This is a genomic window from Eubacterium oxidoreducens (assembly GCF_900104415.1).
Taxonomy (GTDB): Bacteria; Bacillota; Clostridia; order Lachnospirales; family Lachnospiraceae; genus Eubacterium_C; species Eubacterium_C oxidoreducens.
In genome coordinates this window covers 87,263-112,685 of the sequence record NZ_FMXR01000005.1, presented here as the reverse complement: position 1 = coordinate 112,685, position 25,423 = coordinate 87,263, and the positions used below count along the sequence as shown (strand labels likewise).

General features: G+C 41.5%; 20 protein-coding genes. 1 reads left to right on the top strand and 19 read right to left on the bottom strand.

What is annotated here, in order from left to right; genetic code table 11:
* Nucleotides 1-15 precede the first annotated feature (15 nt).
* The 11 genes from BLS20_RS02185 to BLS20_RS02140 all read right to left on the bottom strand — a co-directional run bounded on the left by BLS20_RS02185 (nucleotide 16) and on the right by BLS20_RS02140 (nucleotide 14,517).
* Nucleotides 16-765, bottom strand: coding sequence for a ComF family protein (locus tag BLS20_RS02185; protein WP_090171728.1), 750 nt, complete (start codon nucleotides 763-765; stop codon nucleotides 16-18).
* Nucleotides 766-969: 204 nt separating this feature from the next.
* Nucleotides 970-3,204, bottom strand: a complete 2,235-nt coding sequence (gene recD2 / locus BLS20_RS02180; RefSeq protein WP_090171726.1) for an SF1B family DNA helicase RecD2 — start codon at nucleotides 3,202-3,204, stop codon at nucleotides 970-972.
* 200 nt (nucleotides 3,205-3,404) lie between these two features.
* A complete protein-coding gene (locus BLS20_RS02175; protein WP_090171724.1) occupies nucleotides 3,405-3,767 on the bottom strand; it encodes a rod-binding protein in 363 nt (120 codons plus the stop codon).
* A gap of 13 nt (nucleotides 3,768-3,780) precedes the next feature.
* The gene (locus BLS20_RS02170) at nucleotides 3,781-4,590 is read right to left on the bottom strand and encodes a flagellar hook-basal body protein (RefSeq protein ID WP_090171722.1); all 810 of its coding nucleotides are present in this window, start codon (nucleotides 4,588-4,590) and stop codon (nucleotides 3,781-3,783) included.
* Nucleotides 4,591-4,603: 13 nt separating this feature from the next.
* Nucleotides 4,604-5,404: a flagellar basal-body rod protein FlgF gene (gene flgF / locus BLS20_RS02165; RefSeq protein ID WP_090171720.1), complete on the bottom strand. Its 801-nt coding sequence runs from the start codon at nucleotides 5,402-5,404 to the stop codon at nucleotides 4,604-4,606.
* A gap of 219 nt (nucleotides 5,405-5,623) precedes the next feature.
* A complete protein-coding gene (gene mreB, locus BLS20_RS02160; protein ID WP_090171718.1) occupies nucleotides 5,624-6,619 on the bottom strand; it encodes a rod shape-determining protein in 996 nt (331 codons plus the stop codon).
* 412 nt (nucleotides 6,620-7,031) lie between these two features.
* A complete protein-coding gene (gene uvrA / locus BLS20_RS02155) occupies nucleotides 7,032-9,857 on the bottom strand; it encodes an excinuclease ABC subunit UvrA (RefSeq protein ID WP_090171716.1) in 2,826 nt (941 codons plus the stop codon).
* Between the two features lie 11 nt (nucleotides 9,858-9,868).
* Nucleotides 9,869-11,857, bottom strand: a complete 1,989-nt coding sequence (gene uvrB / locus BLS20_RS02150; protein ID WP_090171714.1) for an excinuclease ABC subunit UvrB — start codon at nucleotides 11,855-11,857, stop codon at nucleotides 9,869-9,871.
* Nucleotides 11,847-12,005 (bottom strand): hypothetical protein, encoded by a 159-nt coding sequence (locus tag BLS20_RS13645; protein ID WP_176762251.1) that lies wholly within the window; start codon nucleotides 12,003-12,005, stop codon nucleotides 11,847-11,849. Before BLS20_RS13645 ends, uvrB begins: the two co-directional genes overlap by 11 nt.
* Nucleotides 12,006-12,315: 310 nt before the next feature.
* Nucleotides 12,316-13,314, bottom strand: coding sequence for a flavodoxin family protein (locus BLS20_RS02145; protein ID WP_090171712.1), 999 nt, complete (start codon nucleotides 13,312-13,314; stop codon nucleotides 12,316-12,318).
* Between the two features lie 336 nt (nucleotides 13,315-13,650).
* A complete protein-coding gene (locus BLS20_RS02140; protein ID WP_090171710.1) occupies nucleotides 13,651-14,517 on the bottom strand; it encodes an acetyl-CoA hydrolase in 867 nt (288 codons plus the stop codon).
* Nucleotides 14,518-14,693: 176 nt separating this feature from the next.
* On the opposite strand from BLS20_RS02140, the gene BLS20_RS02135 reads away from it, so the two are divergent.
* Nucleotides 14,694-16,055: a purine/pyrimidine permease gene (locus BLS20_RS02135; RefSeq protein WP_090171708.1), complete on the top strand. Its 1,362-nt coding sequence runs from the start codon at nucleotides 14,694-14,696 to the stop codon at nucleotides 16,053-16,055.
* 74 nt (nucleotides 16,056-16,129) lie between these two features.
* On the opposite strand, the gene BLS20_RS02130 is transcribed toward BLS20_RS02135, so the two are convergent.
* The 8 genes from BLS20_RS02130 to dapB form a co-directional block, all read right to left on the bottom strand.
* Nucleotides 16,130-17,473 carry a citrate/2-methylcitrate synthase gene (locus tag BLS20_RS02130; protein ID WP_090171706.1) on the bottom strand — a complete coding sequence of 448 codons (1,344 nt, stop codon included), beginning with the start codon at nucleotides 17,471-17,473 and terminating at the stop codon, nucleotides 16,130-16,132.
* 20 nt (nucleotides 17,474-17,493) lie between these two features.
* A complete protein-coding gene (locus tag BLS20_RS02125; protein WP_090171704.1) occupies nucleotides 17,494-18,093 on the bottom strand; it encodes a hypothetical protein in 600 nt (199 codons plus the stop codon).
* Nucleotides 18,080-19,024, bottom strand: a complete 945-nt coding sequence (locus BLS20_RS02120) for an MOSC domain-containing protein (RefSeq protein WP_090172033.1) — start codon at nucleotides 19,022-19,024, stop codon at nucleotides 18,080-18,082. The genes BLS20_RS02125 and BLS20_RS02120 overlap by 14 nt, the downstream gene beginning before the upstream one ends.
* A gap of 282 nt (nucleotides 19,025-19,306) precedes the next feature.
* Nucleotides 19,307-20,728: a tetratricopeptide repeat protein gene (locus tag BLS20_RS02115; RefSeq protein WP_090171703.1), complete on the bottom strand. Its 1,422-nt coding sequence runs from the start codon at nucleotides 20,726-20,728 to the stop codon at nucleotides 19,307-19,309.
* Between the two features lie 3 nt (nucleotides 20,729-20,731).
* Complete coding sequence (locus tag BLS20_RS13640) at nucleotides 20,732-20,887, bottom strand: hypothetical protein (RefSeq protein ID WP_176762250.1); 156 nt, start codon at nucleotides 20,885-20,887, stop codon at nucleotides 20,732-20,734.
* Nucleotides 20,888-20,985: 98 nt separating this feature from the next.
* Complete coding sequence (locus BLS20_RS02110; protein ID WP_090171702.1) at nucleotides 20,986-22,389, bottom strand: DUF342 domain-containing protein; 1,404 nt, start codon at nucleotides 22,387-22,389, stop codon at nucleotides 20,986-20,988.
* A gap of 185 nt (nucleotides 22,390-22,574) precedes the next feature.
* Nucleotides 22,575-24,545 (bottom strand): fructose-1,6-bisphosphatase, encoded by a 1,971-nt coding sequence (locus tag BLS20_RS02105; RefSeq protein WP_090171701.1) that lies wholly within the window; start codon nucleotides 24,543-24,545, stop codon nucleotides 22,575-22,577.
* Nucleotides 24,546-24,639: 94 nt separating this feature from the next.
* Nucleotides 24,640-25,401 (bottom strand): 4-hydroxy-tetrahydrodipicolinate reductase, encoded by a 762-nt coding sequence (gene dapB, locus BLS20_RS02100; RefSeq protein WP_090171700.1) that lies wholly within the window; start codon nucleotides 25,399-25,401, stop codon nucleotides 24,640-24,642.
* Nucleotides 25,402-25,423: the final 22 nt, after the last annotated feature.

Below are 25,423 nucleotides of genomic sequence, written 5' to 3'. Positions count from 1 at the left end.
GTCCATCCTCCATAGTTAATAATTTTTTCCGATTCCACCGCAAAGAGCAAAGACTTTGCATGCTCCGGACTTTTTCAAAACTAGCGCCGCCGTATCAATAGTATTACCTGTAGTATATATATCGTCTATAAGTACTACTTTCTTTAATATTACATCATTTTCTCGAAGAAAAAAAGCATTTTCGAGATTCTTTTTTCTTTCTATACTATTTAAATTCTTCTGGGGCAAAGTTTCCACTCTTCTGCCTAGAAGATTTTCCTTATAAGCTATGCCCGTTTCCCTTGCAACAACACGTGCAATCAGCGCCGCCTGATTATATTCCCTTTGACGCATCCTTTTTTTCGAAACCGGAATCGGCACAATAAGATCCACTCCCCGTTTCCTAAGCCATCCTCCGTAAATTCTTGCCAATTCTTTTCCAATCAGCTCGCCATAGTCTCGTCGGCCAAAATACTTAAAGCGCTCTAATATTTTACGCGCTTCGCCCTCATACACCCAAAGACTTCGTGTTTCATCAAAAAAATGTTTCTTTCTTTGGCAGTCACCGCATTCTTGTATACGCTCATTGCGAACCGGCTTGCCACAACATGTGCAATAAGGCTGCTGAATCCATTTTAATTTTTTTGCACATCCTTTGCAGATTCGTATTCCTTCTCCTCTTGCATACGCCCTTGCATCTCCCATAATTACCTTGTCGCATACAGGACATTTCGGCGGAAACACCACTGTCTTTAGCACTTTCATAACCAAGCTTAGCTTGTTCAAGCAATCCCCCCCATTTCATCAAGACTCGCTCGCGAGTCTTGCGCGCCGGATTCGGGTCTGCTTCAGCAGACAAATTCCTGTCCGAATCCGTGTGCATCCTCGCGGAGCGTTTAACTCAGTCGGAGCTTGTACCCCGACTGAGTATAGTTTGTCATACCCCCCACCTACGCTAACGCTTAGAGGTGGGGGATTTCTCCGACTGAGTTAATTTCCTAATTCTTTAATCCGTGACCGAAGTCCCGTATATCTTTTTGCCTCAGATTCATTTGCAATCATGGAAGAAAATGTCTGCTCACTTCCCACAATCGTGACGCATTTTCTTGCTCTGGTCACTGCCGTATAAAGCAAATTACGATTCATCAGCATCTGCGGACCGCCAAGAAGCGGAATGACCACCGCCGGATACTCACTTCCCTGCGATTTATGAATCGTGATTGCGTAGGCATGTTCCAACTCAGATGCCTGCTTTAGCGGATAATTTACAATCTTACCATCCTCAAACATAATCGTCATACATTCCATATAATCGTCAATGCTTTTGATTACTCCAATGTCTCCATTGAAAATCCCCAGACCTTTTTCCACCGCAAAGCCGGATTTCCCAAGGATTTCCCACTCCATCTGATAATTATTCTTCGTCTGCATCACCTTATCTCCCTCCCGAAAGATAACATCGCCAGACTCATATTCTGCCTTCACAGAATCCTTTGGATTTAGAAAATGTTGTAGCACGCGGTTAAGATTCTCAACGCCCAGTTTTCCCTTTCGCATCGGTGTCAAAAGTTGAATCTCATATGGATTGGCATCCACATACTTAGGCATCTTTTCAATGATTAATTGCAAACACACGTTAATAATCTTGTCGGCGTCATCCCTTTGAAGCAAGAAAAAGTCTTTACTTTTATTATCTGCCACAACCTTCTCGCCACGGTTAATTTTATGCGCATTCACAATGATGTCACTTTCCTGAGCCTGTCTGAAAATTTCATCGAGCATGACAACCTCGTATTCTTCCGATGAAATGATATCTTGAAGTACACTGCCCGGTCCTACACTTGGAAGCTGATTTACATCTCCCACCAATACCAGCCTTGTACCCGGTACAATAGCCTTAAGCAGCGCATACATGAGCGAAACATCCACCATCGACACTTCATCAATAATAACAGCATCCCACTCTAGCGGATTATCCTCATTACGTTCAAATCCACCAGTAAACTGTTCCCCCTCCTGCGGCGCTTTACTCACCTCAAGCAAACGATGAATTGTCTTCGCTTCATAACCGGTCATTTCACTCATTCGCTTAGCCGCTCTTCCTGTTGGGGCTGCCAGACAAAAATCAAGACCTTCTAATTCAAAAAATTTAATAATCGAATTAATCGTTGTTGTCTTCCCCGTTCCGGGACCTCCCGTCACAATAAGCACGCCTCGTCTAGATGCCTCAAGCACAGCTCGCCTTTGTTTATCCGCAAGGCTAATCCCATTATGCTTTTCAACCTCTGCAATTCCTTTTTCCACTTCCGCCTCATCAACATTTGCAACTACATTCAAATCACGCAGCATTGCCGCGATATTCAGTTCCTTGTAGTAAATAGGCGCTCCATAGACGCGTTTTTGTATGCCACCTTGCCCATCGTCTTCCTCTTTGATATACACTTTCCGATCAACTACCAGATCCATGATATGTTTTTCCATCAGCTCTTTTCTCACTCCGAGGAGCTTATGTGCCTTATCCTTCAGGATTTCTATCGGAAGACAGGTATGCCCGTCCATCATCGCTTGCGTAAGTACATACTGTATGCCGCATCGAACCCGATAATCGGCATCCGCCTCTATCCCGGCCTTTGAAGCTATTTCATCTGCAATCTTAAAACCGACTCCGGATATATCCTCCGCCAACCGATAGGGATTTTCTTTTAAGATGCGATACAATTCATTCCCATACTCGTGATATACTTTCATAGCGAGCGAAAGCGTTATCCCATATTTTTGCAAAAACATGATTGCCGAACGAAGGTCTCTTTTTTCCGCTATCTGCTGCGCAATCTCTCTTGCTTTTCTTTCGCTGATTCCTTTTACCTCCGATAAACGTTCCGGCTCTTCTTCTATAATCCGAAATGTATCTTCGCGAAATCGCTTTACAATTCTAGCTGCCAATGCTTGACCGATTCCTTTTACAGCTCCGGACCCAAGATAGCGTTCCATGGAAAAAAGATCCTCCGGTGCTTTACTGATATATTCTGTCACCTTAAACTGACGCCCATAGGTCGGATGATCCGTATATTCTCCGTGAAACTCATAATTTTCCCCTTCTGAGATTATCGAAAAATTTCCCACACAGGTCATTTCACGGTTTTCATTTACCAAAGCTAATACCGTATAACCATTTTCTTCATTTCTCCATATGATATGGTCAACATATCCTATAATCGTTTCCAATTGCCTTACCTCATGTCCTTAGTTATTGTCATTCTACAACATTTTTTGCTATAAAAAAACCCACGATGCCCTATTCCCATAGTGCATCGCGGATTCAATTGTTATCAGTATCTGTAATACAAAACGTATCTTTTGCTCTGCGTCAAGACTCACTCCTACGCTAACGCTTAGAGGTTGGGGATTTCTCCGACTGAGTTAAACTAATCTTCTATTCCATAATTACGTTTCATCTGCTCATACAGCATCTTGGCAAGTCCAACTCCATCTCCTTGCTCCGTCGCATCACTTGCGACTTGCTGAATCGTCATGTCCTTATAATAATCGGTCAAAGAGGACATCGAGTTTGAAGACGATTCTGTCTCAGGAACAGTTGCCTCCATCCCCTTAAAGATCTGTTCTAGAAAGTATGCTTCAAACTGCTTGCATACATCCATAAGCTCTTCCGATGTCGAATTGGAATAATCCGTATTCGTCAGTTCATTTTCAAGTGCATTCGTTGTGCTGCTCGCATCTGTCGCCTGTCCTGAATACAATGATGTTAAAGAATCAAGTGAAATACCCATTTAGTCCGCCCCCTTATCTCTTAAGTTCATTTGCGGTTGACATCATATCATCTGCCGTCTGAATTGCTTTTGAATTCAGCTCATAGGCTCGCTGTGCTACAATCAAATCTACCATTTCATCTGCGACCTGTACATTTGATCCTTCTAGATATCCTACATAAATCTTACTGCTTGTGAGCCCATTTGTTGTTGCTTCATTCATTGCCGCTCCGGAAGCTGCTGTTGCAGAATACAGATTATCTTGCATCTTTTCAAGTCCTGTCGGATTATTAAACTGATAAAGTCCAAAATACGAGGTAACCTGATTACCGGCTGCATTTGTGTAAGAAATCGAACCATCCTGACCAAATGATACGCTCTCCGTTGAGATTCCATTCGGTATGGTGATTGGATTACCATTGCTGTTAAGCACCGGATATCCATCTGCCGTGGTCAGCACCATGCCATTTGTTCCAACGGACCAGGTAAAATCACCGTCTCTCGTATAATATAATTCCCCATCATATCCGCGCACCTGGAAGAATCCGCTTCCGCTGATTCCAAATGCGGTTGCACTTTCCGATGCGACCATTGCTCCTTGCGTAAACATCGCATTAATGGAAGCCGTTCTCGTACCAAGTCCAACCTGCGCAGATGTCGGTTTTGTCTCTCCGTTTCTTGAAGTTGTTTCCGTCTGAAGTGTTTGATACAAAAGCGATTTAAATTCTGCTCTTTGTGTTTTATAGCCATTTGTATTGACATTTGCAATATTATTTGCAATCGTATCAACGTTCGTCTGCTGCGAAATCATTCCGGATGCCGCAGTCCAAAGTGCTCTCATCATATCCGATTACCTCCTATAATTTGCCTACCTGATTCACCGCAATCTCCACCATACCATCTATGGTCTGAATTGCTTTCTGGTTTGATTCATAGGCTCTTTGAATCGTAATCATCTCTACCATTTCCGACACAGTCTCTACATTAGACATCTCCACAGCGCCCTGCTCCACAGTCGCATCCGATGCCTGCACAACACCACCGTCTAGAAGATTATACATATTCTCTCCATAACGCTCGAGATAATCATAATCTGCAAAATCCACAACTCCAATCTGTGCAACGAGCTGATCATTTTGATAAATGTTTCCAAATTGATCGATGGAAATTTCCTGTGTCGGATCAAGCTGAATATAACTGGCTTGTCCGGTTCTTGAAGCTAGTGCTCCCGCACGGTTCAGTACATAATCTCCATCCTGCGTTACGAGATAACCGTCCGTTGTCAATTTGAACTGACCATCTCTAGTGTACTTGATGCTCGTTTCACCATCTTTGCTTGTAAATTCAATCGCAAAAAATCCATCTCCCGACAGTGCTACATCTGTCGCATTATCCGTAACCTTAAAAGAGCCCTGCGAATAATCAACATAATTTTCCCCGATCTTGACACCGGCGTTGATATATCCCAGGCCATCTGCATAGTTTACAGTGGTTTTATCTTTAATCTTATACGCCAGTTCCTGCTTAAAGGGATGCACTGTTGTGCCTTCTTTTTTATAGCCTGCGGTGTTCGTATTGGCTAAATTATTCGATAAGACATCCAGTCTATTTTGCTCGTTCAACATCCCTGTCCACGCTGTATATAAGCCTTTTACCATCTGTAAATCTCCTTTTGGATGTATATTTTCTGATAAAGGGTTCTTTCTACCAATCTATATATCGGCATCTTTCCCTTCACACTTTAGATATTTTTTGTGTTTTTATACTTCCTACATATTGTTTCATATTTTGAAATCAGCGTCAAGATATTGTGCAAAGCGTTTTTACGCAAAAAAAACCGCGAAAGCACTTGTATGCCTTCACGGTTTTCTAAACATTTACGGTTCATCACGATGGCCGGAGAGAAATTCTACATATTTTCCCGTTCCAATTGCCACACAACTAAGAGGATCTTCTGCTGTAATCGTATTAATTCCGGTCTTTTCTTCAATCAGGTCTTCTAAACCTCTAAGCAATGCGCCTCCTCCGGTCAATACAATACCTCGATCCGCAACATCTGCTGCCAATTCAGGCGGTGTCTTCTCGAGTACGCTATGCACTGCTTCTACAATCTGAAGTGTCGGCTCTTTGAGTGCCTCCTCCGTTTCTTCTGATGTAACGGTTACTGTCTTTGGAAGTCCCGTTACAAGATTACGTCCTCTAACATCCATAGACATAGATTCTGCCAATGGGAAACAGGTTCCTACTTTAATCTTGACATCCTCTGCCGTTCTTTCACCAATCAGCAGATTATGTTTCTTTCTCATAAAACGTACAATCGCTTCATCAAAATCATCACCTGCAATTTTAATAGAGGTGCTAACTACGGTTCCGCCAAGTGAAATAACTGCGATATCTGCCGTACCGCCTCCAATATCTACAATCATATTGCCGCACGGTTTGGAAATATCTATTCCTGCTCCAATCGCTGCTGCAACCGGTTCTTCTATAATAGAAACTTCTCTTGCTCCAGCCTGGAACGTTGCGTCCTCAACAGCCTTCTTCTCAACTTCCGTTACCTGTGATGGAACACATACGCTAATACGCGGCTTACGAAAGCTCTTCTTTCCCATTGCCTTTTGGATGAAATACTTAAGCATCTTCTCTGTTACAGTATAATCCGAAATAACACCTTGACGAAGCGGTCTTACCGCTACGATATTTCCCGGTGTTCTACCAAGCATTAAACGCGCTTCTTCTCCGATTGCTTTAATCTTATTCGTATCACGGTCAAAAGCAACTACTGAAGGTTCTTTCAAGGCTACACCTTTTCCCTTCACATATACCAAAATGCTGGCCGTACCCAAATCAATACCAATATCTGTTGAAACCATGTCGTTTCCCCTTTCTTTCATCCTCTATCTTTCATCAATGTACCAAAGTCTGTACATTGTCAATCCATCATGCATACAAACACGAATATATTATATACGATGGATTTGAATTTGCAAGTTTGTTTTGCAAATTGTAATAAAATCTTAACTTTTTTCGCATTTCTTCACATAACCATCACATTTATAACATATAATACACATGTACTAGCTAATAAGCTAATATAATTTTTCATAACTCAAGCACCTTCAATCCTAGATTGGAGGTGCACTCCCCAAGATTATTTAGATGATTATGCAATCATCTTTTTTTATTTGCCAAATTTTCTCCAAACAGCCCATATTTTCTCTACCAACAAGGCATTCCCAAATAAATAAAAAAAGTGTGCTTTCCAACATCAAAGCACACTTTTCACTATAAGAGCGGTTTTATATATTGCCCTGTATAAGAATCCTTATTCCTGGCAACCTGTTCCGGAGTCCCGGTTGCAACAACCGTTCCGCCGCCATCTCCGCCTTCCGGTCCCATATCAATAATATAATCCGCCGTCTTAATCACATCTAAATTATGTTCTATCACAATTACGGTATTCCCGCCTTCTGTAAGGCGATGTAGAATCTCCACCAGCTTATGAACATCTGCAAAATGCAGTCCGGTTGTTGGCTCATCCAAAATATAAATCGTCTTTCCGGTACTTCTTTTTGATAATTCCGTTGCCAGTTTAATTCTTTGCGCTTCTCCTCCGGACAATTGCGTTGAAGGTTGCCCCAGCTTCACATAGGACAGTCCTACATCATATAAAGTCTGAATCTTTCGCTGAATCGATGGAATATGTTCAAAGAAACCAAGTGCCTCTTCCACCGTCATATTCAAAATATCGTAAATGGTTTTTCCCTTGTATCTTACCTCAAGCGTCTCTCTATTGTATCGCTTTCCTCCACATACTTCGCACGGTACATATACATCAGGTAAAAAGTGCATCTCAATCTTTATAATTCCATCTCCGCTGCAGGCTTCACATCGTCCGCCTTTCACATTAAAACTAAATCGCCCTTTCTTATATCCTCTTGCTTTGGCATCCGGTGTTGCTGCAAACAAATCCCGAATTTGATCAAACACTCCGGTATAGGTTGCCGGGTTAGAGCGCGGTGTTCTTCCAATCGGAGACTGATCAATATCAATAATCTTATCAAGTTGCTCGGTTCCAACGATTTCATCAAATGCTCCCGGAATGGTTCTCGCCCGGTTCAGCGTCTTTGCCAGATACTTATATAAAATTTCATTTGTCAAAGAACTTTTCCCGGATCCTGAAACCCCGGTGATACACGTCATCACTCCAAGCGGAATCTTGACATCAATATTCTTTAGATTATTTTCCTTTGCACCCTTAATCATCAGATAGCCGTTTGGACTCTTTCTTTGTGAAGGAACCGGAATCTTCTTTCTTCCGCTTAAGTAATCCCCTGTAATTGACCGCTTGCACTTCATAATCTCCTGCGCCGTTCCGCAAGCGACCACTTCGCCTCCATGCTCACCTGCTCCCGGCCCAATATCAACTATATAATCCGCCTGTCTCATCGTATCTTCGTCGTGTTCTACCACAATAAGAGTATTTCCAAGATCGCGCAGGCGTTTTAGCGCTGCCAATAATTTATCATTATCTCTTTGGTGAAGTCCAATACTCGGTTCATCTAGAATATACGCTACACCTACAAGCCCCGAACCAATCTGTGTTGCCAGACGAATCCGCTGCGCTTCTCCTCCTGACAGAGTTCCTGTTGCTCTTGACAAAGTCAGATAATCCAGCCCAACTTCATTCAAAAAACCAACTCTTGCCTTGATTTCCTTAAGAATCTGATCTCCAATCATATGCTGATGTGCAGACAACTGTAATGTATCCAGATAAGAATAAAGATTCTTCACAGACAAGGATGTGATTTCATAAATATTCTTATCCCCAACCGTCACCGCAAGCGAACTTTCTTTCAGTCTTTGGCCATGACATACGGTGCATGGCGTAATTCTCATAAACTGCTCATACTCCGCTTTCATCGTCTCAGATCCAGTCTCACGATATCTCTTTTGTACATTACGAATCAATCCATCAAACGCGATATCATAATCGCCCACGCCGCGTTGCCCTCGATAATGCACGGTAACACTCTCGCCATTCGTTCCATGAATCAAAATATCTTTAATCTTTTTCGGATAATCTTTATAAGGCGTCTCCAAGGAAAAACCATAATGCTCGCTTAGTGCCTTTAATGTAGCATAAGTAAAGCTCTTCTTATCATTGCACGACTGCCATCCCATAACCTGAATAGCGCCTTCCATAATACTAAGCTTTTGATCCGGAATCATAAGCGCCTCATCAAATTCCATCTTATATCCCAGTCCAAAACAATGCGGACAGGCACCAAAAGGATTATTAAAAGAAAAGCTTCTCGGTTCAATCTCATCAATACTAATCTGACAATCCGGGCAGGCAAAACTCTGCGAAAAATTTATTTGCTCGCCACCGACAATTTCGACTATCATCAGTCCATTCGCCAATGCCAATACATTCTCAACCGAATCGGTAAGACGTCTTTCTATACCGGGCTTTATAACGAGTCTGTCAACCACAATCTCGATATTATGTTTCATGTTTTTTTCGAGCTTGATTTCCTCATCCAGATTATACTGATTGCCATCTACCATAACCCGAACATAGCCACTTTTTCTTGCCTGTTCAAATACCTTTTGATGTTCTCCCTTACGTCCCCTGACAACCGGCGCCAGCAAAAGAATCCTGGTCTTTTCTTCCAGTGCCATAATTTGGTCACACATCTCGTCAACTGTCTGCTTGCGAATCACCTTGCCACACTTTGGACAATGCACAATTCCAACCCGTGCATAAAGAAGACGAAAATAATCATAAATTTCCGTAACCGTTCCTACTGTTGAACGCGGATTTCGATTCGTCGACTTTTGGTCAATGGAAATCGCCGGCGAAAGACCTTCAATCTTTTCCACATTAGGTTTCTCCATCTGCCCTAAGAACTGGCGGGCATACGACGACAACGATTCCATATAGCGTCTTTGTCCTTCCGCATAAATCGTATCAAATGCCAACGAAGACTTGCCCGAACCCGACAAACCCGTCAAAACAACCATAGAATCTCTTGGAATATCCACATCAATGTTTTTTAAATTATGTTCATTCGCTCCGCGAATCGTAATCAATTTATGTTGTGCCATACTAATCCCTTCTAATCTCCAAATGCCTCTGCACGCATTTTCTTCAAATCTATCATCTGATCCCGAAGCTGCGCCGCAGCTTCGAAATTAAGTTCCGCCGAAGCCTTTCGCATCTGCTTTTCCAGCTTTTTAATAAGCGCATCAAGTTCTTCTTGGTCCATAGACTCCGGATCCTTTGCAAATTGTACCTGCTTTGCCGCAACTTTCTTAGAAATACGAATCAAATCACGAACGCTTTTTTGAATGGTGGTAGGCGTTATTCCATGCTCTTCATTGTAGGCCTGTTGCAGCAATCTTCTTCTTGCCGTTTCCTCAATTGCCACGCGCATAGAATCCGTAATTGTATCCGCATACATAATAACATGCCCCTGCGCATTTCTAGCCGCACGTCCTATCGTCTGAATCAGTGAAGTCTCCGATCGCAAAAACCCTTCTTTGTCCGCATCAAGAATCGCTACTAATGTAATCTCCGGAATATCGAGGCCTTCTCGCAAAAGATTGATACCAACAAGCACATCAAAAACATCCATACGAAGATCTCTAATAATCTCGGTTCTTTCTAGTGTATCAATATCCGAGTGCATATATTTAACCCGAATCCCGACCTGCCGCATATAATCCGTCAAATCTTCTGCCATCTTTTTGGTTAATGTCGTAATTAATATCTTATTCTTCTTGTCGGTCTCTTTCCTTACCTCTGCTATCAAATCATCAATCTGTCCTTCTACCGGACGCACATCAATCTCCGGATCGAGCAGACCTGTCGGTCTAATAATCTGCTCCGCTCTCAATAGTTCATGCTCCTGTTCATACGCTCCGGGAGTTGCCGATACAAACATGATTTGATCAATCTTACTTTCAAACTCTTCAAAATTAAGCGGCCGATTATCCTTCGCTGAAGGTAGTCGAAATCCATAGTCCACAAGTGTAGACTTTCTCGACTGATCACCATGATACATGGCACGAATCTGCGGAATTGTCATGTGCGACTCATCTATAATAATCAGGAAATCATCCTTAAAATAATCCATCAAAGTCATCGGCGCCTCACCCGCTTTTTGTCCGGTGAGATGTCTTGAATAATTCTCTATTCCACTGCAAAATCCCGTCTCTTTCAGCATCTCTATGTCAAAATTCGTTCGCTCTGAAATGCGCTGCGCTTCTAATAATTTATCCTGCCCTTTAAAATATAAAACCCGCTCTTTTAATTCTTCTTCTATCGTCACACAGGCCTTTCTCAGTTTTTCCTGCGGCATTACATAATGTGATGCCGGAAAAATCATGACATGTTCAAGCTGTGCCTTTACCTCTCCGGTAAGCGGGTCAAACTCCGTAATCCGTTCTACCTCATCGCCAAAGAACTCAACACGCACAGCGCTTTCTGTGATATTCGCCCGAAAAATCTCCAGCACATCTCCATGTACACGAAAGCTTCCCCTTTGAAAATCCATTTCGTTACGAATATATTGCATCTCAATCAAGTCACGAATTACATCGTCACGGTCTTTTTCCATTCCCGGTCGAAGTGATACCGTCATTTCCATAAAATCCTCCGGGCTTCCGATTCCATAGATACAAGATACCGATGATACCACTATCACATCACGTCTCTCTGCCAGTGATGCCGTTGCCGACAGTCTTAATTTATCGATTTCTTCATTGATTGCAGAATCCTTTGCAATATAAGTATCCGAAGACGGCACATATGCTTCCGGCTGATAATAGTCGTAATAAGACACAAAATACTCGACTGCATTCTCCGGAAAAAATTCCTTAAATTCTCCATAAAGCTGCGCTGCAAGCGTCTTGTTGTGCGCTATAATCAACGTCGGTTTATTTAACTTTTCAATAACATTAGCCATCGTAAATGTCTTACCCGATCCGGTCACTCCAAGCAGAGTCTGGCACTGATTGCCTTCTTCAAATCCCTTCGTGAGTGCTTCAATCGCCTGTGGTTGATCACCGGTCGGCTGATAGGCTGCATGTAACTTAAAATCCATATCCTTCTACCTCTTTGATAAGCATCAAAACCATCATCTGTGCTATGCACTTAGCAATAGATAACTTCGTCAAGACTCGCTCGCGAGTCTTGCGCGCCGGATTCGGGTCTGCTTCAGCAGACAAATTCCTGCCCGAATCCGTGCGCATCCACGCGGAGCGTTTAACTCAGTCGGAGCTTGTACCACGACTGAGTATAGTTTGTCATAACCCCCACCTACGCTAACGCTTAGAGGTGGAGGATTTCTCCGACTGAGTTATACTAAGTTAATAGTAAACTCCACCTTATAAGGTGTCAAGCCTTTTTGCGAACATTTGTTCTGATTTTATCAAAGAACAAAGTCCGCAAGCGGAGCGTTTTTGTTTCATAGGGAATTTTGGAGAAATTTAAAAGAGGCCGCGCCCAGATGATTGATTTCATCATCGAAAGCGACAGCCTCGTTTCTCCGACTGAGTTAAATTAATTTCCTTTAGAAGGAGAAGGTGTTTTTTCACAAACACTTAAGTAATGTTTCTTACGAGCCTTAAATTCTTCATCCTTGAACAGATTTACAAGACGAGACTCATTTTCAAAGATATCATCTCCATGAAGTTTCTTTCCGGACATAGTGTCATGAGCCTTGTGCTCATCTGCCGGGTCAAACTTAAATTTGAATGCATCATCTTCAACCACAATCGTTCCTTCCAGTCCGCAAAGTTCACAAACCGCCTTTGTTGTTCCCGGGAAGATATAGAAGTTATTACCCTGGCAATGCGGACAGACACCCGGTGTTCCCTTCCAATAAGACTTGGTATTCTCAAGAACAGGCATCTTGTGTTCTGCTAATGTTTTTTCGTTTTCTTCTTTAATCTCTTTTGCTGCAGCTACAAGATTGCGACCAATTTCTTTCATTCTTTCAACCTTGTCATCCTGCATAATAACATCCTTAGACCATGAGAAGTAATCATTATCAATTACCTTCCATCCCGGACTCATTGCAAGCATTGCATGATCGGTCTCAACACGAAGTGCCCAGTCAGAACCGCCAATACCAACAAATGAAATGGCTTTTTGCTTGAAATATTTCATATCAAGACCTTCTTTACCCTGCTCAAGCAGCTGGAAATGTGTTCCTAAAAGAAGTCCTGTATCATGTCCCGGTCCCATACGGTCACATAATATATGATAAAGACCGGAAGCACCAGACTCAAAAATCGGATCTACAAAAAGCACACCATCTGCTTCCACCATTTTTTCATAGAATGCTTTATAATCATCCTTTCTTGTACAGATCATGCCCTTACCCATTACAAGACCTCTTGAACAGGCTACGCATCCTGAACAAGTCTCAAAATTCCAATCGAACGCATTCATGAATTCGATTTCAGCTCCCATTTCTTTTGCTGCCTCTAATGCTACGCAGCACATCGTATCATTGTTTCCATTCTTTGTTCCCAGTGAAACTCCTAAAATTTTCATTTATTATACCTCCTAATGAAAAACAGATTCGCTCTATCATCTCTTGTAAATATTATATTTTGCTCAGCTTATTCTGTCCAATATTTTTAAAGCATGGAATTTTGTATAGGTTTTTGTATGGATTTTTATACAATTGTGCACTTTTACTCATTTCCTAAACTATATTTCTTTTTCCGGTTCCCAAAATTCAACATGTTGCCAAATTCCGTTTTCTTTTCTTCTCTCCAGTAATGCGCAAAACGGATTACTTGGTCTTTTTGCACAATCCCCCCACCAAAACAACAGTTTATAAAAAAATGCTCCGATGGCAAAAGACCATCGAAGCATCTGTTTTTCTTATCTCATTGTAAGATATCCACGATAATTTGCAAGATTATTACTTGGTGTATAATCAGCCACTGCTACAGAAATAAATCTGTGATATGGCTTCAAGAACGGAAATGCATCCTGCTCAGCCCATGATGGTTTTGCCAATTTCTTGGTATCTTCAACCATTACCTTATACCAGCCGGACTGATTTTCAAACCAAACTTCTACTACAAAGTCCATGGTGCAGTCATTGATATCTTTCTTAACATGACTCATCAGAATTCTTGTACACTCAGGAGCTGCTTCAAAGATTGGAAGCACTTCCTCGCGAAGCCACTTCTCACCTTCTGCTTTATCTACTCCGTCCGGGAATCCGATTGAGAAGTTGAAACGATAGTTAGCTCCATCTTCTATAGTACGGCCTTTTCCCTTGATATCTTCTTCCCACCACATTGGAAGGAAGCAAAAAATAAATGGATTCGCGCCTTCAAAAGCAGCCTTACGCGCTTCATTACCAATATCTCCATCTTCTTCACCCGGCTTAGGACCGTTCTTCATCATCTCAACCGCTGCTTCCGGAAGATTTCCCTGCCATAATAACACATCTGGTGGAAATGTCTCCGCAATCGCTTTAATTTCAAGACGTGGATCCAAATCACTTACCAACCAGTGGTGCTCAGTCAGCTGCATCTTGCAATATCCAAAACGATCACCTTCCGGTGGGCATGGGAAGGATGGATAAAATGCGTACTTTGTTACGTATGGCTCAAACTGTGAAATACTATCCGGTATATGTGTTTTATAAAGCCATCTTGTAAGATTCGGTCTGTAGTCTTCTTTTGCACAGTTCACATAAATCAGACTGCGCATAGGTTCAAATTTAAAATCTGCCATAATAATTACCTCCTGTAAATATAATTGGATTATAGCACAGAAAAACCACTGCGAGAAGTAAAGATTTTGTATGATTTTCCCAACTTTCCATATCGTACTACCCCATTCCATTTGCTATTTGTGAAAAAAAAGCATATAATGCAATTCGTGTGAAAAAACAGAAAGGGTTTTAACAAATGAATAAGATGAAAAAATTAAAACCGGACGCCGACGGATTCTTATACGGTCTTGAGGACAAAGTTCCCGCCGGACAATCCACGGTGTACGGCCTGCAATATCTGGTCTATTTCCTTGCAGGAAGTGCTATTATGCCTGTCATAATCGGTACATACCTCGGATTAGATCAGGTTCATATTGCGCAAATGCTTCAACGAACATTTTTACTAAGCGGAGGCGTCTCCATACTCCAGGCAATTTTCGGACATCGTTTTCCAATTATCGATGGTCCTGCTGGGTTGTGGATGGGGCTTTTGATCATTCTATCAAGTGCTTCTACATCCTTTGGAAAAGGCCTCAATGTTCTTCGAGCAGATCTCGAGTTTGGCATGATTTGTGCCGGCATTATGGTTGTGATCATAGGCTTAACCGGTCTAATGGATAAGATATTAAAAATCTTTAACCCCATTATCAACGGAAGTTTCTTGATTCTCATGGTGTTACAAATGAGTGCTACGGTCATGAAAGGAGCCACCGGAATATCTTCCGGAAATATCACAATCCAGCCAAAATATCTGTTCATATTTTTTGTAACAACTGCAATCATTGTTGTAATAAACTTAAAAGCAAAAGGATTCTTCCAATCCATAGCAACCTTGATTGGCGTTGTCTGTGGTTGGATACTCGCTTATCTTCTTGGAATCTCGCCGGACTTTATCTCCTCTCATGACGGATTAATCGCAGTACCACAGGCTTTTGCCTGGGGAAAACCTACCATCGATTCTTCTGTTATCATTACATGTTTAATCGGGGAATTTGTTCTTTTTTCCAACTTTGCAGCAAGCATCCATGGTATGGAAGAAATGCTTCACAAACCTGCCGATCATAAGACCATCCGCAACAGTACACTCCTGTTCGGACTTACTGCGGCACTTACCGGAATCTTTCCGGTACCCGGATTTGTCCCATTTGCCTCAGCGCCAAGCACTACCAAACTGACTCGCGTTGCCGCAAGAGGACCGTTTATTATCGGTGGTATTTTTATGATGGTTCTTGGCATTATTGCTCCAATCTGCTCTTTCTTTGCAGCAATTCCACCATCGGTAGGTTATTCTGCTATGATGATTGTATTTGCCATGATGATGATTCAAGGATTAAATGAATTTAAAAAAATAGATTTCTCAACCCGCGAAGGTTTTATCGTCGGCATTTCCTTTATGGTTGGCGCCGGCATTATGTTCCTTGATTCGACCTCATTTTCATCAATGCCACAGATGCTGCGTTACATCGCATCAAATGGCTTGATTGTCGGATTGATTCTTGTAATCTTGCTTGATCAGGTTATATTAAGAAAACCAAATCCCAAACGCATAAAAGACTAACCGCACTTTCATTCATAACTTAATGACATAAAAAAAAGTTTCGCATGATTGTTTGTTTATCATGCGAAACTTTTTTAATCCTGATTCATAATATCTTTTTCTTCCATAACGCTCATATAAGCCGGACGAATAATCTTATCGGTACATACCAGTTCTTCTATTCGATGCGCACTCCAGCCCACGATTCTGGCAACTGCAAACATTGCCGTATACAATTCCATCGGAATTCCCAGCATCTCATAAACAAATCCGGAATAAAAGTCGACATTAGGACTTATCTTTTTATAGGTATTTCTCTTTCCTGCAATAATATCCGGAGCAAGAAGTTCTATATTTTCGTATAATTCAAAGTCCTTTTGGCGTCCTTTTTCCTCAACCAGTTTCTCCACGTAAGATTTAAATACCCGTTCTCTCGGGTCGGAAAGTGCATAAATTGCATGCCCCATTCCATAAATCAATCCCTTTTTATCAAAGGCTTCTTTATTTACAATCTTCTCAAGATACGCTTTTACTTCATCTTTATCCGAAAAATCCTTTACATGACCTCGGATGTCCTTCATCATTTCCATTACCTTGATGTTGGCACCACCATGCTTTGGTCCTTTCAACGAAGACATCGCAGCCGCCATCGTCGAATACGTATCCGATCCCGTTGAGGTAACTACACGTGTCGTAAATGTCGAATTGTTACCACCACCATGTTCCATATGAAGGATTAGTGCCGTATCTAATACCTTGGCCTCAATCGGCGTGTACTTTTGATCCGGTCTTAACAACATCAATATATTCTCCGCTGTTCCAAGCTCCGGCTTCGGATGATGGATAAACATACTGTTACCACGTTCATAATGATTATAGGCATTGTATCCATATACTGCTAATAACGGAAGCTCCGCAATTAATTGAATACATTGACGCAACACATTTGCAAGGGAAGTATCCTTTGCATCTTTATCATAAGACGCAAGCGTTAAAATACTTTTCGTCATAGAATTCATAATATCACCGGTCGGGGCTTTCATAATTACGTCCCTGTTAAAATTCGTAGGAAGTGTTCGATACTTTGCAAGCAAATCACTGAATTCCTGACGTTCCTGCGGATTCGGAAGTTGTCCCATCAATAGAAGATACGCAATCTTTCCAAAACCAAATTCCAAAGGCCCTAATTGGTCAATCAACTCTTCTACACGGTAACCACGATACCACAGTTCTCCATCCACAAACTTCTTTCCACCATCTACAAACTTTGTAGAAATAACCTTGGAAATATTCGTAAGTCCTGTCAGTACGCCTACGCCCTTCTCATCACGAAGACCACGGTATACGCCATATTCATCAAAAAGGCGCGGTGCCACCTTATCATTTTCCCGGCACAGCTGCTCTTTATATCTTGCATATTCTTCGACTTCTCTTATCATCTTATGTTTCCTTCTTTTCTTTATACATTATGCTCGTTATCAAGCACCTCATCCAATTGCTTCATAAGGCTAATCAGTTCTATCATTTTTTCTTTTCCGAATTCCTTAAGCACCGTTCCATAATAAGCTTTCGCATTTTCTGCCTGCTGCTCCATAAGTGCCCATCCGGCTTTGGTAATGATTGCATAAGTTCCTTCCGAGCCGTCTCCATCATGTGTCCAATAAACCAATCCCCTTTCCTGCAATTTACGAACCATCTTCGAGGTCATAGACATCGGCATGGACATCATTTTGGACAATTCTTCAAGATACATCTTTCCATCGCACTCATCCATCTTTGACGCTTTTTGCGAAATGTGGTAAAGCACGATATACTCTTGCAAACGCACACCCTTTAAGATCTGCTGAAACTGATCTTTATTTACCAGATATCTTCGATACGTTAATTCATTGAACAGACGTACAATCTCGTCTGCATTCATTTTGTTCACATCACACATATTAAATGCCCACTTTCTATTCTTTACAACTGCAGCAAATGAAATCGTTTCTCTTTGAAAAAAGCAGCCCCTATCAGAGGCTGCTTTACCTTTGAATGCATTATCATTATTTTCTTGCACACTCGCCGTCGCGGCCTAGTAATATATTCAATCCGTGATCTAACTGATCAATCACCATATCCAAGCTTTCCCGAACAGCCTTCGGGCTTCCCGGAAGATTTACTATCAATGTATTGTTTCGAATCACAGACGCTTCTCTTGAAAGCATCGCTCTTGGCGTAATCTTCATCGAGCCTGCGCGGATTGCCTCTGCAATTCCCGGTGCATTTCTCGTTGCTACCGCCAATGTTGCCTCCGGCGTCACATCTCTTTTAGAAAATCCGGTACCTCCTGTCGTAACAATGAGGCTCACCTGTCTTTGGTCCGCCAACCGGATTAATGTCTTTTGTAATGCGGACTGTTCATCCGGAAGAATCATCGTTTCTACAATATTATAACCGGCCTTCTCTAAGATTTCTACAATAGCAGGGCCGGACTGATCTTCTCTTTCACCTTTTGAACCTTTATCACTCATAGTGATAACTGCTGCTGTAAATGGCGTATTATTTTCAAATGGAAGCAAATGTGCTTCATCTCCCACCTCGATGGTTCCCCCCTTGATTACCCTGGTAAAGATTCCCACCTTCGGCATAATACATTGCCCAACTCTTTTATAAATCTCACAGTGATCGTGGCAATCTTTTCCAATCTGAGTAACTTCAAGAAGTACCTCACCAATCTGGATTCTGCGTCCCACAATAAGTGACTGGTTAATCAAATCTTCAATTCCGGATATGATAAGATTCTCACCAAAAATTCCATTTACAATTTCTACATCATTTTTCTTAAATGCTTCAATCTGCTCATATGGCAAAATGCTTACCTGTCTATGCCAATGACCAGCATGGGCGTCCTCTTCAATGCCCCAATCTTCTCTTACCTTAGCCTGCTTAATCTCAGTCTTTACAACACCCTTTTTTTTGCTAACGCAAATCGCTTTTACTTCACCCATAATTACCATTACCTTTCATCCATACCAATCATGACTGTTCATCGGATTTAGAACCCCATCCCAGGCGTTCTCTCTTCTCCCGCGTATAGGAATAAAGTAAGAAATCTTCTCCTACTTAATTCAAGTCAATTCAGAAGACATTTTACCATTACAGACCCGCATTTGCAAGTAAGCATATATTCTTCCTTATCTCTCATCCTTTCTCTTCCATTTCATTGCAAAAAAGACCGAAGCATCAAGTTGATGCCCGGTCCTTTCTCGTATCTACCGCTTATCACAGTCTTAATCCGTTGTAGTACCTTCCGTATCCTCGGTATCTTCCGTATCTTCTTCACTTAATTCTTCGATATAACTCTCCGCTGTAGATGCTCTTGAAGTATTCGGATAAAGCTCGACGACGCGCTCATAATACTTAATTGCTTTTTGTGTCTTTTCAAGATGGCGATAAGACTGTGCCAAATAATACACCGCATAGCCATCTTTATATTCCTCATCTATATCGACAATTTCCTGGAATGCTTCTGCTGCATCCTCGTAATTATATTTGTTATATGCACTATATCCGGTCGAATACAGATCAGAAAGTTTCTCCTCATTGACCTCCTCTGAAATGGTATCATAAAGCGTCTGTGCATCCTCGCTCAAATGCTTTCTGTTCACATTATCAAGTGCCTCAGCCGCACTGTCTAAGTCTTTCTCTTCATATGCTTCATATGCCTGCAACAGATAATCGTAGGAAGAAATCTTATCGTCTCCGGAATCTACTTCCTCTTGCAAGGATGTATTCTTCTCCTCAAGACTTTCTATTTCAGCTTCCAAAGAACTGATTTTCTCATCTTTTGTTGTAATTGTGTCATTCGCTTCACTAACTGCTGTATTACTTTCCGTCTTAGCTGCCTGCCTAACGCTTGGCACAACCAAAAATGCGGTTACCAGTACCCCGATAATCACGCCTAATATAATATTCAAAATAGTCATTCCGGCTGTTGTTTCCCTAAATGTCATCTTTGGCCTGATTACCGTATCATTTCCGCTTTTGTATGTTACCAAATCATCCTTTTTCCCAACCGGACTCTTCTTTCCGTCCAAATGAAGCTGCTTTCGCACTTCCTTCATGTAGGAAAGCGTCGTAACATTATGTGCATCAATCTTAAATGCACTTTTCAAGGTCGCGCGCGCTTTTTGGTATTCCCCTTCATGGATATAAAGCAGTGCCAACAACTGGTATGCCCTCACATAGTGGGCATTCATAGCGATAACCTTCTTCAGTTGTATGATGGCAAGGTCATAACTTCCCTGATGACAATACATCAGTGCCTGATTATATTTTTTTATCGTCTTATTAACGGTATCAAGCTGATTTTGATTATTCTGTACATCCTTTAGATATTGATCGGCAATATTATCATTTGGATTCAGATTTTTCGAAATCACCCACTCGCCGATTGCCAATACCACTTCACCCATTTCATAATAAATGAGTCCAAGCAGATTTCTTGCATCTGTATGGTTTTTATTAAATTTTAAAGAACGCTGAAGATCCTCTACTGCACCCGAAAGATCTCTTACGGCTGCCCTATTTAGTGCCTCATTATAATAATAATTTGAGGTATTCATCAGCTTTTTATATACTTTTACCTGCAACCCACAGTTCGGACAAACAATGTCCGCTCCAAGAGTTGCTCCACAACTATAACACTTCATGTCTTACCTCAATTGATTACTGTTTCTTGTCGCTTCTTTCGTCATTTCTTGCAGAAGATCTGTCATATCACTAAGATCTTTATTGTATATTGAGTCTTCAGCCTCTTCTACCTCTATGCTTGGTTTGAATTTTTTTAATTCTTCTTCGAATTTAATCATCTTTTACTCCTTCATTTACAGCAACAAAATGGAAGAATCTTACATTCTTCCATTTTCTGTTTATGTCTTATATTGCTTGACCTCGCGTATCGGAACAGTTAGGAAATCTGCCGTCCGGATCCAAGCCGCTCAAGCACAATTTTATCACCGCGACGCACAAGTCTGCAATAGACTTCTTTTTGTTTTATTTTTGTTTTTATTTCATCTATTCGCACCATAACTCTTGGATACAATGCCGCGGTTATATTAATTAGTGCACTGGCGCCTTTCGCCATCGTATCATTACATTGTCGTAACTTAGCTCTTTCTGCTGCAATCACGGAAGTATCTCTGATTTTTGCGCGAAGGAGCTGCATTCGCCGCGGGTCTTCTCTCATCGATACGCCATGTTTCTTCTCGTATTCTTCAAATGCATTCAATGCCTGATTGATCTTATCAAGTTCCTGCTCTGTAGAGGCAATTTTTGCCTGCAAGGCTGCAATCTGTCCGAGAATCTCAGATTCCACGCCTACGCCAACATAAGTCTCAACTTCTGTCTCATTCCCGATATTTACCGCATCAATTCCTGCTAGCGCTGTCACATGTCCTCCGATAACCGCACCATGTCTTCCTGTCAACACAACCTTCTCTCCGGCTCTGATCGTGCAATCAATCATAGAATCCGACTCAATATTGCCATCCGCTTCTACGCTCACATATTCCATAAACTTCGCATATACATTTCCCTTGGAAATGATACGCCCCACATGGCCGCCCTTCACTCCGTTTCGAACCACAATATCCTTTCCGGCTTCAATTGTAGCACCTTCAACAATACCATCAACGGTCACAGACTCCGTTGCAATAACAGCTGCTCCGGTGCAGACATTGCCATGTATAATAACGTCTCCCGAAAAATTGATGTTACCGGATATCACATCCACATTACCAAAGATTTCATGCACCGGCAGAATCGTTATTCTATCCCGACGCATTTCCACCTTCCCATCATACTGAGAAATGTAGCTCAAATTGTCTTGTGTACGTACAAATCCCTTTCCTTTGAGCGGCGGAAGTTCCTTGCAAATCTTTGGTGCAATTCTTGCCCCCTTAACCGTAATCCCTTCCTTGCCTTGTACTGCAGGATAATAATGAACAATCTCCTGTCCCTGAACAACAGCTTCAATCAGGCTTACATCCCAATAATCCACACTGCCATCATCATTCTCTTTTGGAGTACGGTTCAATTCTTGTTTAAATTTATAAACAAAATATCCATCCTTGCCTTCTACAACCGGCTTTCCTCGAGCTACCGTAAGACGGACGCCATACATCTCTTTCTCAATGACTGCTCGCAGAATCTCTTCATCAATTCCAAAAACAATCCCCGCAGCATGCAGAAAAGACCGTAATTCTTCAATTGTATAAGCCGGTTCTCCCAAAGCAGGCGGTGGAAGTTGCATATACGCTTCCATATCATCATATGTAACTCCGACCACCGGTTTTACCAATCGTGTCGCCATCTACTTCTCGCCTCATTGCAATCAATTGCTATACTACCACTCTGTCCAATTTCTAATTTTTCAGACAGTTCATCATTATATTTCAATTATTCAATATGCATTTTATCAGTTTTTCTAATTTTTTTCAAGAAAAAACCATACTTTTTTCCTATTATATTTTGTGAAATCTCAAAAAATAATCTGACTTATACTTCTTTTTCCTGCAACAAACCGGTTCTATATGCCTCAAGCAGTTGTGTCAGGCCTTCAATATTTGCACGCACTTCCCTTCCTGCATCAGTGTCGGCAACAAGCTTTCGTCGAACCACCTTTTGCACCAGTGTATGATCAGAATGGATGTCCAATTCTTCTCTCACTGCCTTTTCAACCGATACAAACGGCTCATGTGCTGCCAACATCATTCCATAGGAATTATAAACCAATGTATATCCTGCAATTCCTGTCTTGCTCTGATATGCTTTTGAAAAACCACCATCTATTAACAGCAATTTTCCATTGCACTTAATCGGCGATTCTCCCTTCTTTTGCTCAACCGGTACATGTCCATTTACAATATGACTGTCCTTACCTGACAGACCAAATTCTTTCATAATACGCTTTACAACCGTCTCATCTTCCATCAGCTTGTAATACGGATTCTTTGGCTCTTTGTGCGTTTGTTTATCTGCGATGAAGTAACGCTCAAATGTCGTCATCTTACCTTTTCCAAACACCGGTGAATTCTTATTTTCCCAGATATACCACATTAAATCCATGCCCTTTTTCTTCTCTTCCATATCCAATGAAAAATAAGCTTTTCTAGCATAGCTTTCTAGAATATCATAAAGCGCTTTTCCGCTATATTTCTTACCGTAAATGTTGACTTCCTTAAAGGAACCATCCTCATTAAGTGGCACACAACCATGGTAAAGCAAATTGTCATTATATACCTTATACAGATTTCCTTTCGAATACAAGAAACGAATATGTCTTTGCAGTTTTTCACATCCTACAAAGCATCTTCTAAGATGTTCTACCACTTCTGCTTCTTCCTGCGAAAGTTTGAAAGGATCGTCCGGATCAAGTGTCGGGAAATTGGTATCAAGCAAAGGGTATTCCTTTCCTTCTACCATAACCGTGCCTTTCTCAAGATCCATTGTGTTCATAATAAGACGCTCATTCATGTCAAAATCCGGATGTTCTAGCATCTTTTGTCCTTCAAGCTTAAACTGAATCACCGCAATTGCCTTATGCATCTTCTTATCAAGTTCAGCATCTGTAGCATCATATTCATCTTCACGGTAATTGAGTTTGAAACAATCACATGGATCGTTCGCATACGTATTAAGCGCCAATTTCACTAGCGGAATCAGGTTAATTCCATATCCGTCTTCTAATACATTCAAATTGCCGTATTTTGCCGAAATACGAAGGAGATTCGCCATACAGCAAGTCTCTCCGGCTGCAGCACCCATCCAGATAACATCATGATTTCCCCATTGAATATCCACAGAATGATGTGCCATTAACGTATCCATAACATCATAAGGGCGAGGACCTCTGTCATAGATGTCACCAAGCACATGCAAATGATCTACTACGAATCTTCTGATTACATTGCACATACCCACTACCAGTTCTCTCGCTCTTCCTGTAGTTATCACTGAATTGATAATCTCATTATAATATGCCGTCTGATCTGACATCTCGATTCTTCCAGACAAAAGTTCCTCTAAAACATATGCAAAATCTTTCGGCAATGACTTTCTCACCTTAGACCGTGTGTACTTTGAAGATGCTGCGCGGCACAGACGAATCAATCGATAGATCGTAACCTTGTACCAATCTGTTTTGTTATTCTCTTCTGCAAGAATCCTATCGAGTTTTAGCTCCGGATAATATATAAGTGTCGCAAGTGTCCTTTTCTCAGCCGCCGAAAGTGAGTTGCCAAACTCATCTTCAATCTTTCTTCTAATTGCTCCCGAACCATTCTTAAGTACATGTTGGAACTGCTCATACTCTCCGTGAATATCCGTCAGAAAGTGTTCTGTCCCCTTTGGCAGATTTAGGATTGCCGACAGGTTGATAATCTCTGTTGCAGCCGAAGCAATTGTTGGAAACTGCTTTGCCAATGTTCTTAAATAAAGTTCATTATCTACTTTAAAGTCTTTCCCCATACCAGTACTCCTCTACATGTAATAAAATGATACACCACCATTTTAACACAAAAATGTGCTGCTGCATTACGCAACAACACATTTTTCGTAATCTTTATTTATTCTTAATAACATCGCTCATATCGTAAAGACCGGCGTCTTTTCCCTTTAGGTACTTCGCAGCCTCAATGGCACCTTTTGCAAATACACCTTTCGAATAAGCAGTATGATGAAATTCAATCACTTCATCAGGTCCTGCAAATAAAACTTCATGCTGCCCTACAATATTTCCCGCACGAACAGCTGAAATGCCAATCTCTTTCTTATCACGTTTCTTACGTTCCTTCGAGCGGTCAAATTTATACTCATAGCGTTCTAAGAGACCTTCATTGACGCTATCTGCCAGCGCAAGCGCAGTTCCACTCGGCGCATCCAGTTTCTGATTATGGTGACGTTCTACAATCTCACAATCAAATCCGGCAGCTCCAAGCACAGCTGCTGCCTGCTTTAATAGTTCCATCAAAGTATTGATTCCCAGCGACATATTTGCCGACTTCAAAACAGCCACTTTCTTAGCTACTTCTTTTACTTTATCATTTTGCGCATCCGATAATCCGGTTGTACATACAATGACCGGAATCTGTCTGCTAACGCAGGTATCCAAAAGTCCATCGATTGCCTGTACCACTGCAAAATCGATAACCACATCCGCATCCACATCACACTCTGCTATCGATTTATATACCGGATAGGTATTTTGAATATGATCCGACACATCCACTCCGGCTACAATTTCAACTTCTTCATCCTTTGCGCACAGCTCTGTGATTACCTGTCCCATATGTCCATTGCAACCATGCATTATTATTCTCGTCATGACGTCACCTCCATCGCAAGTC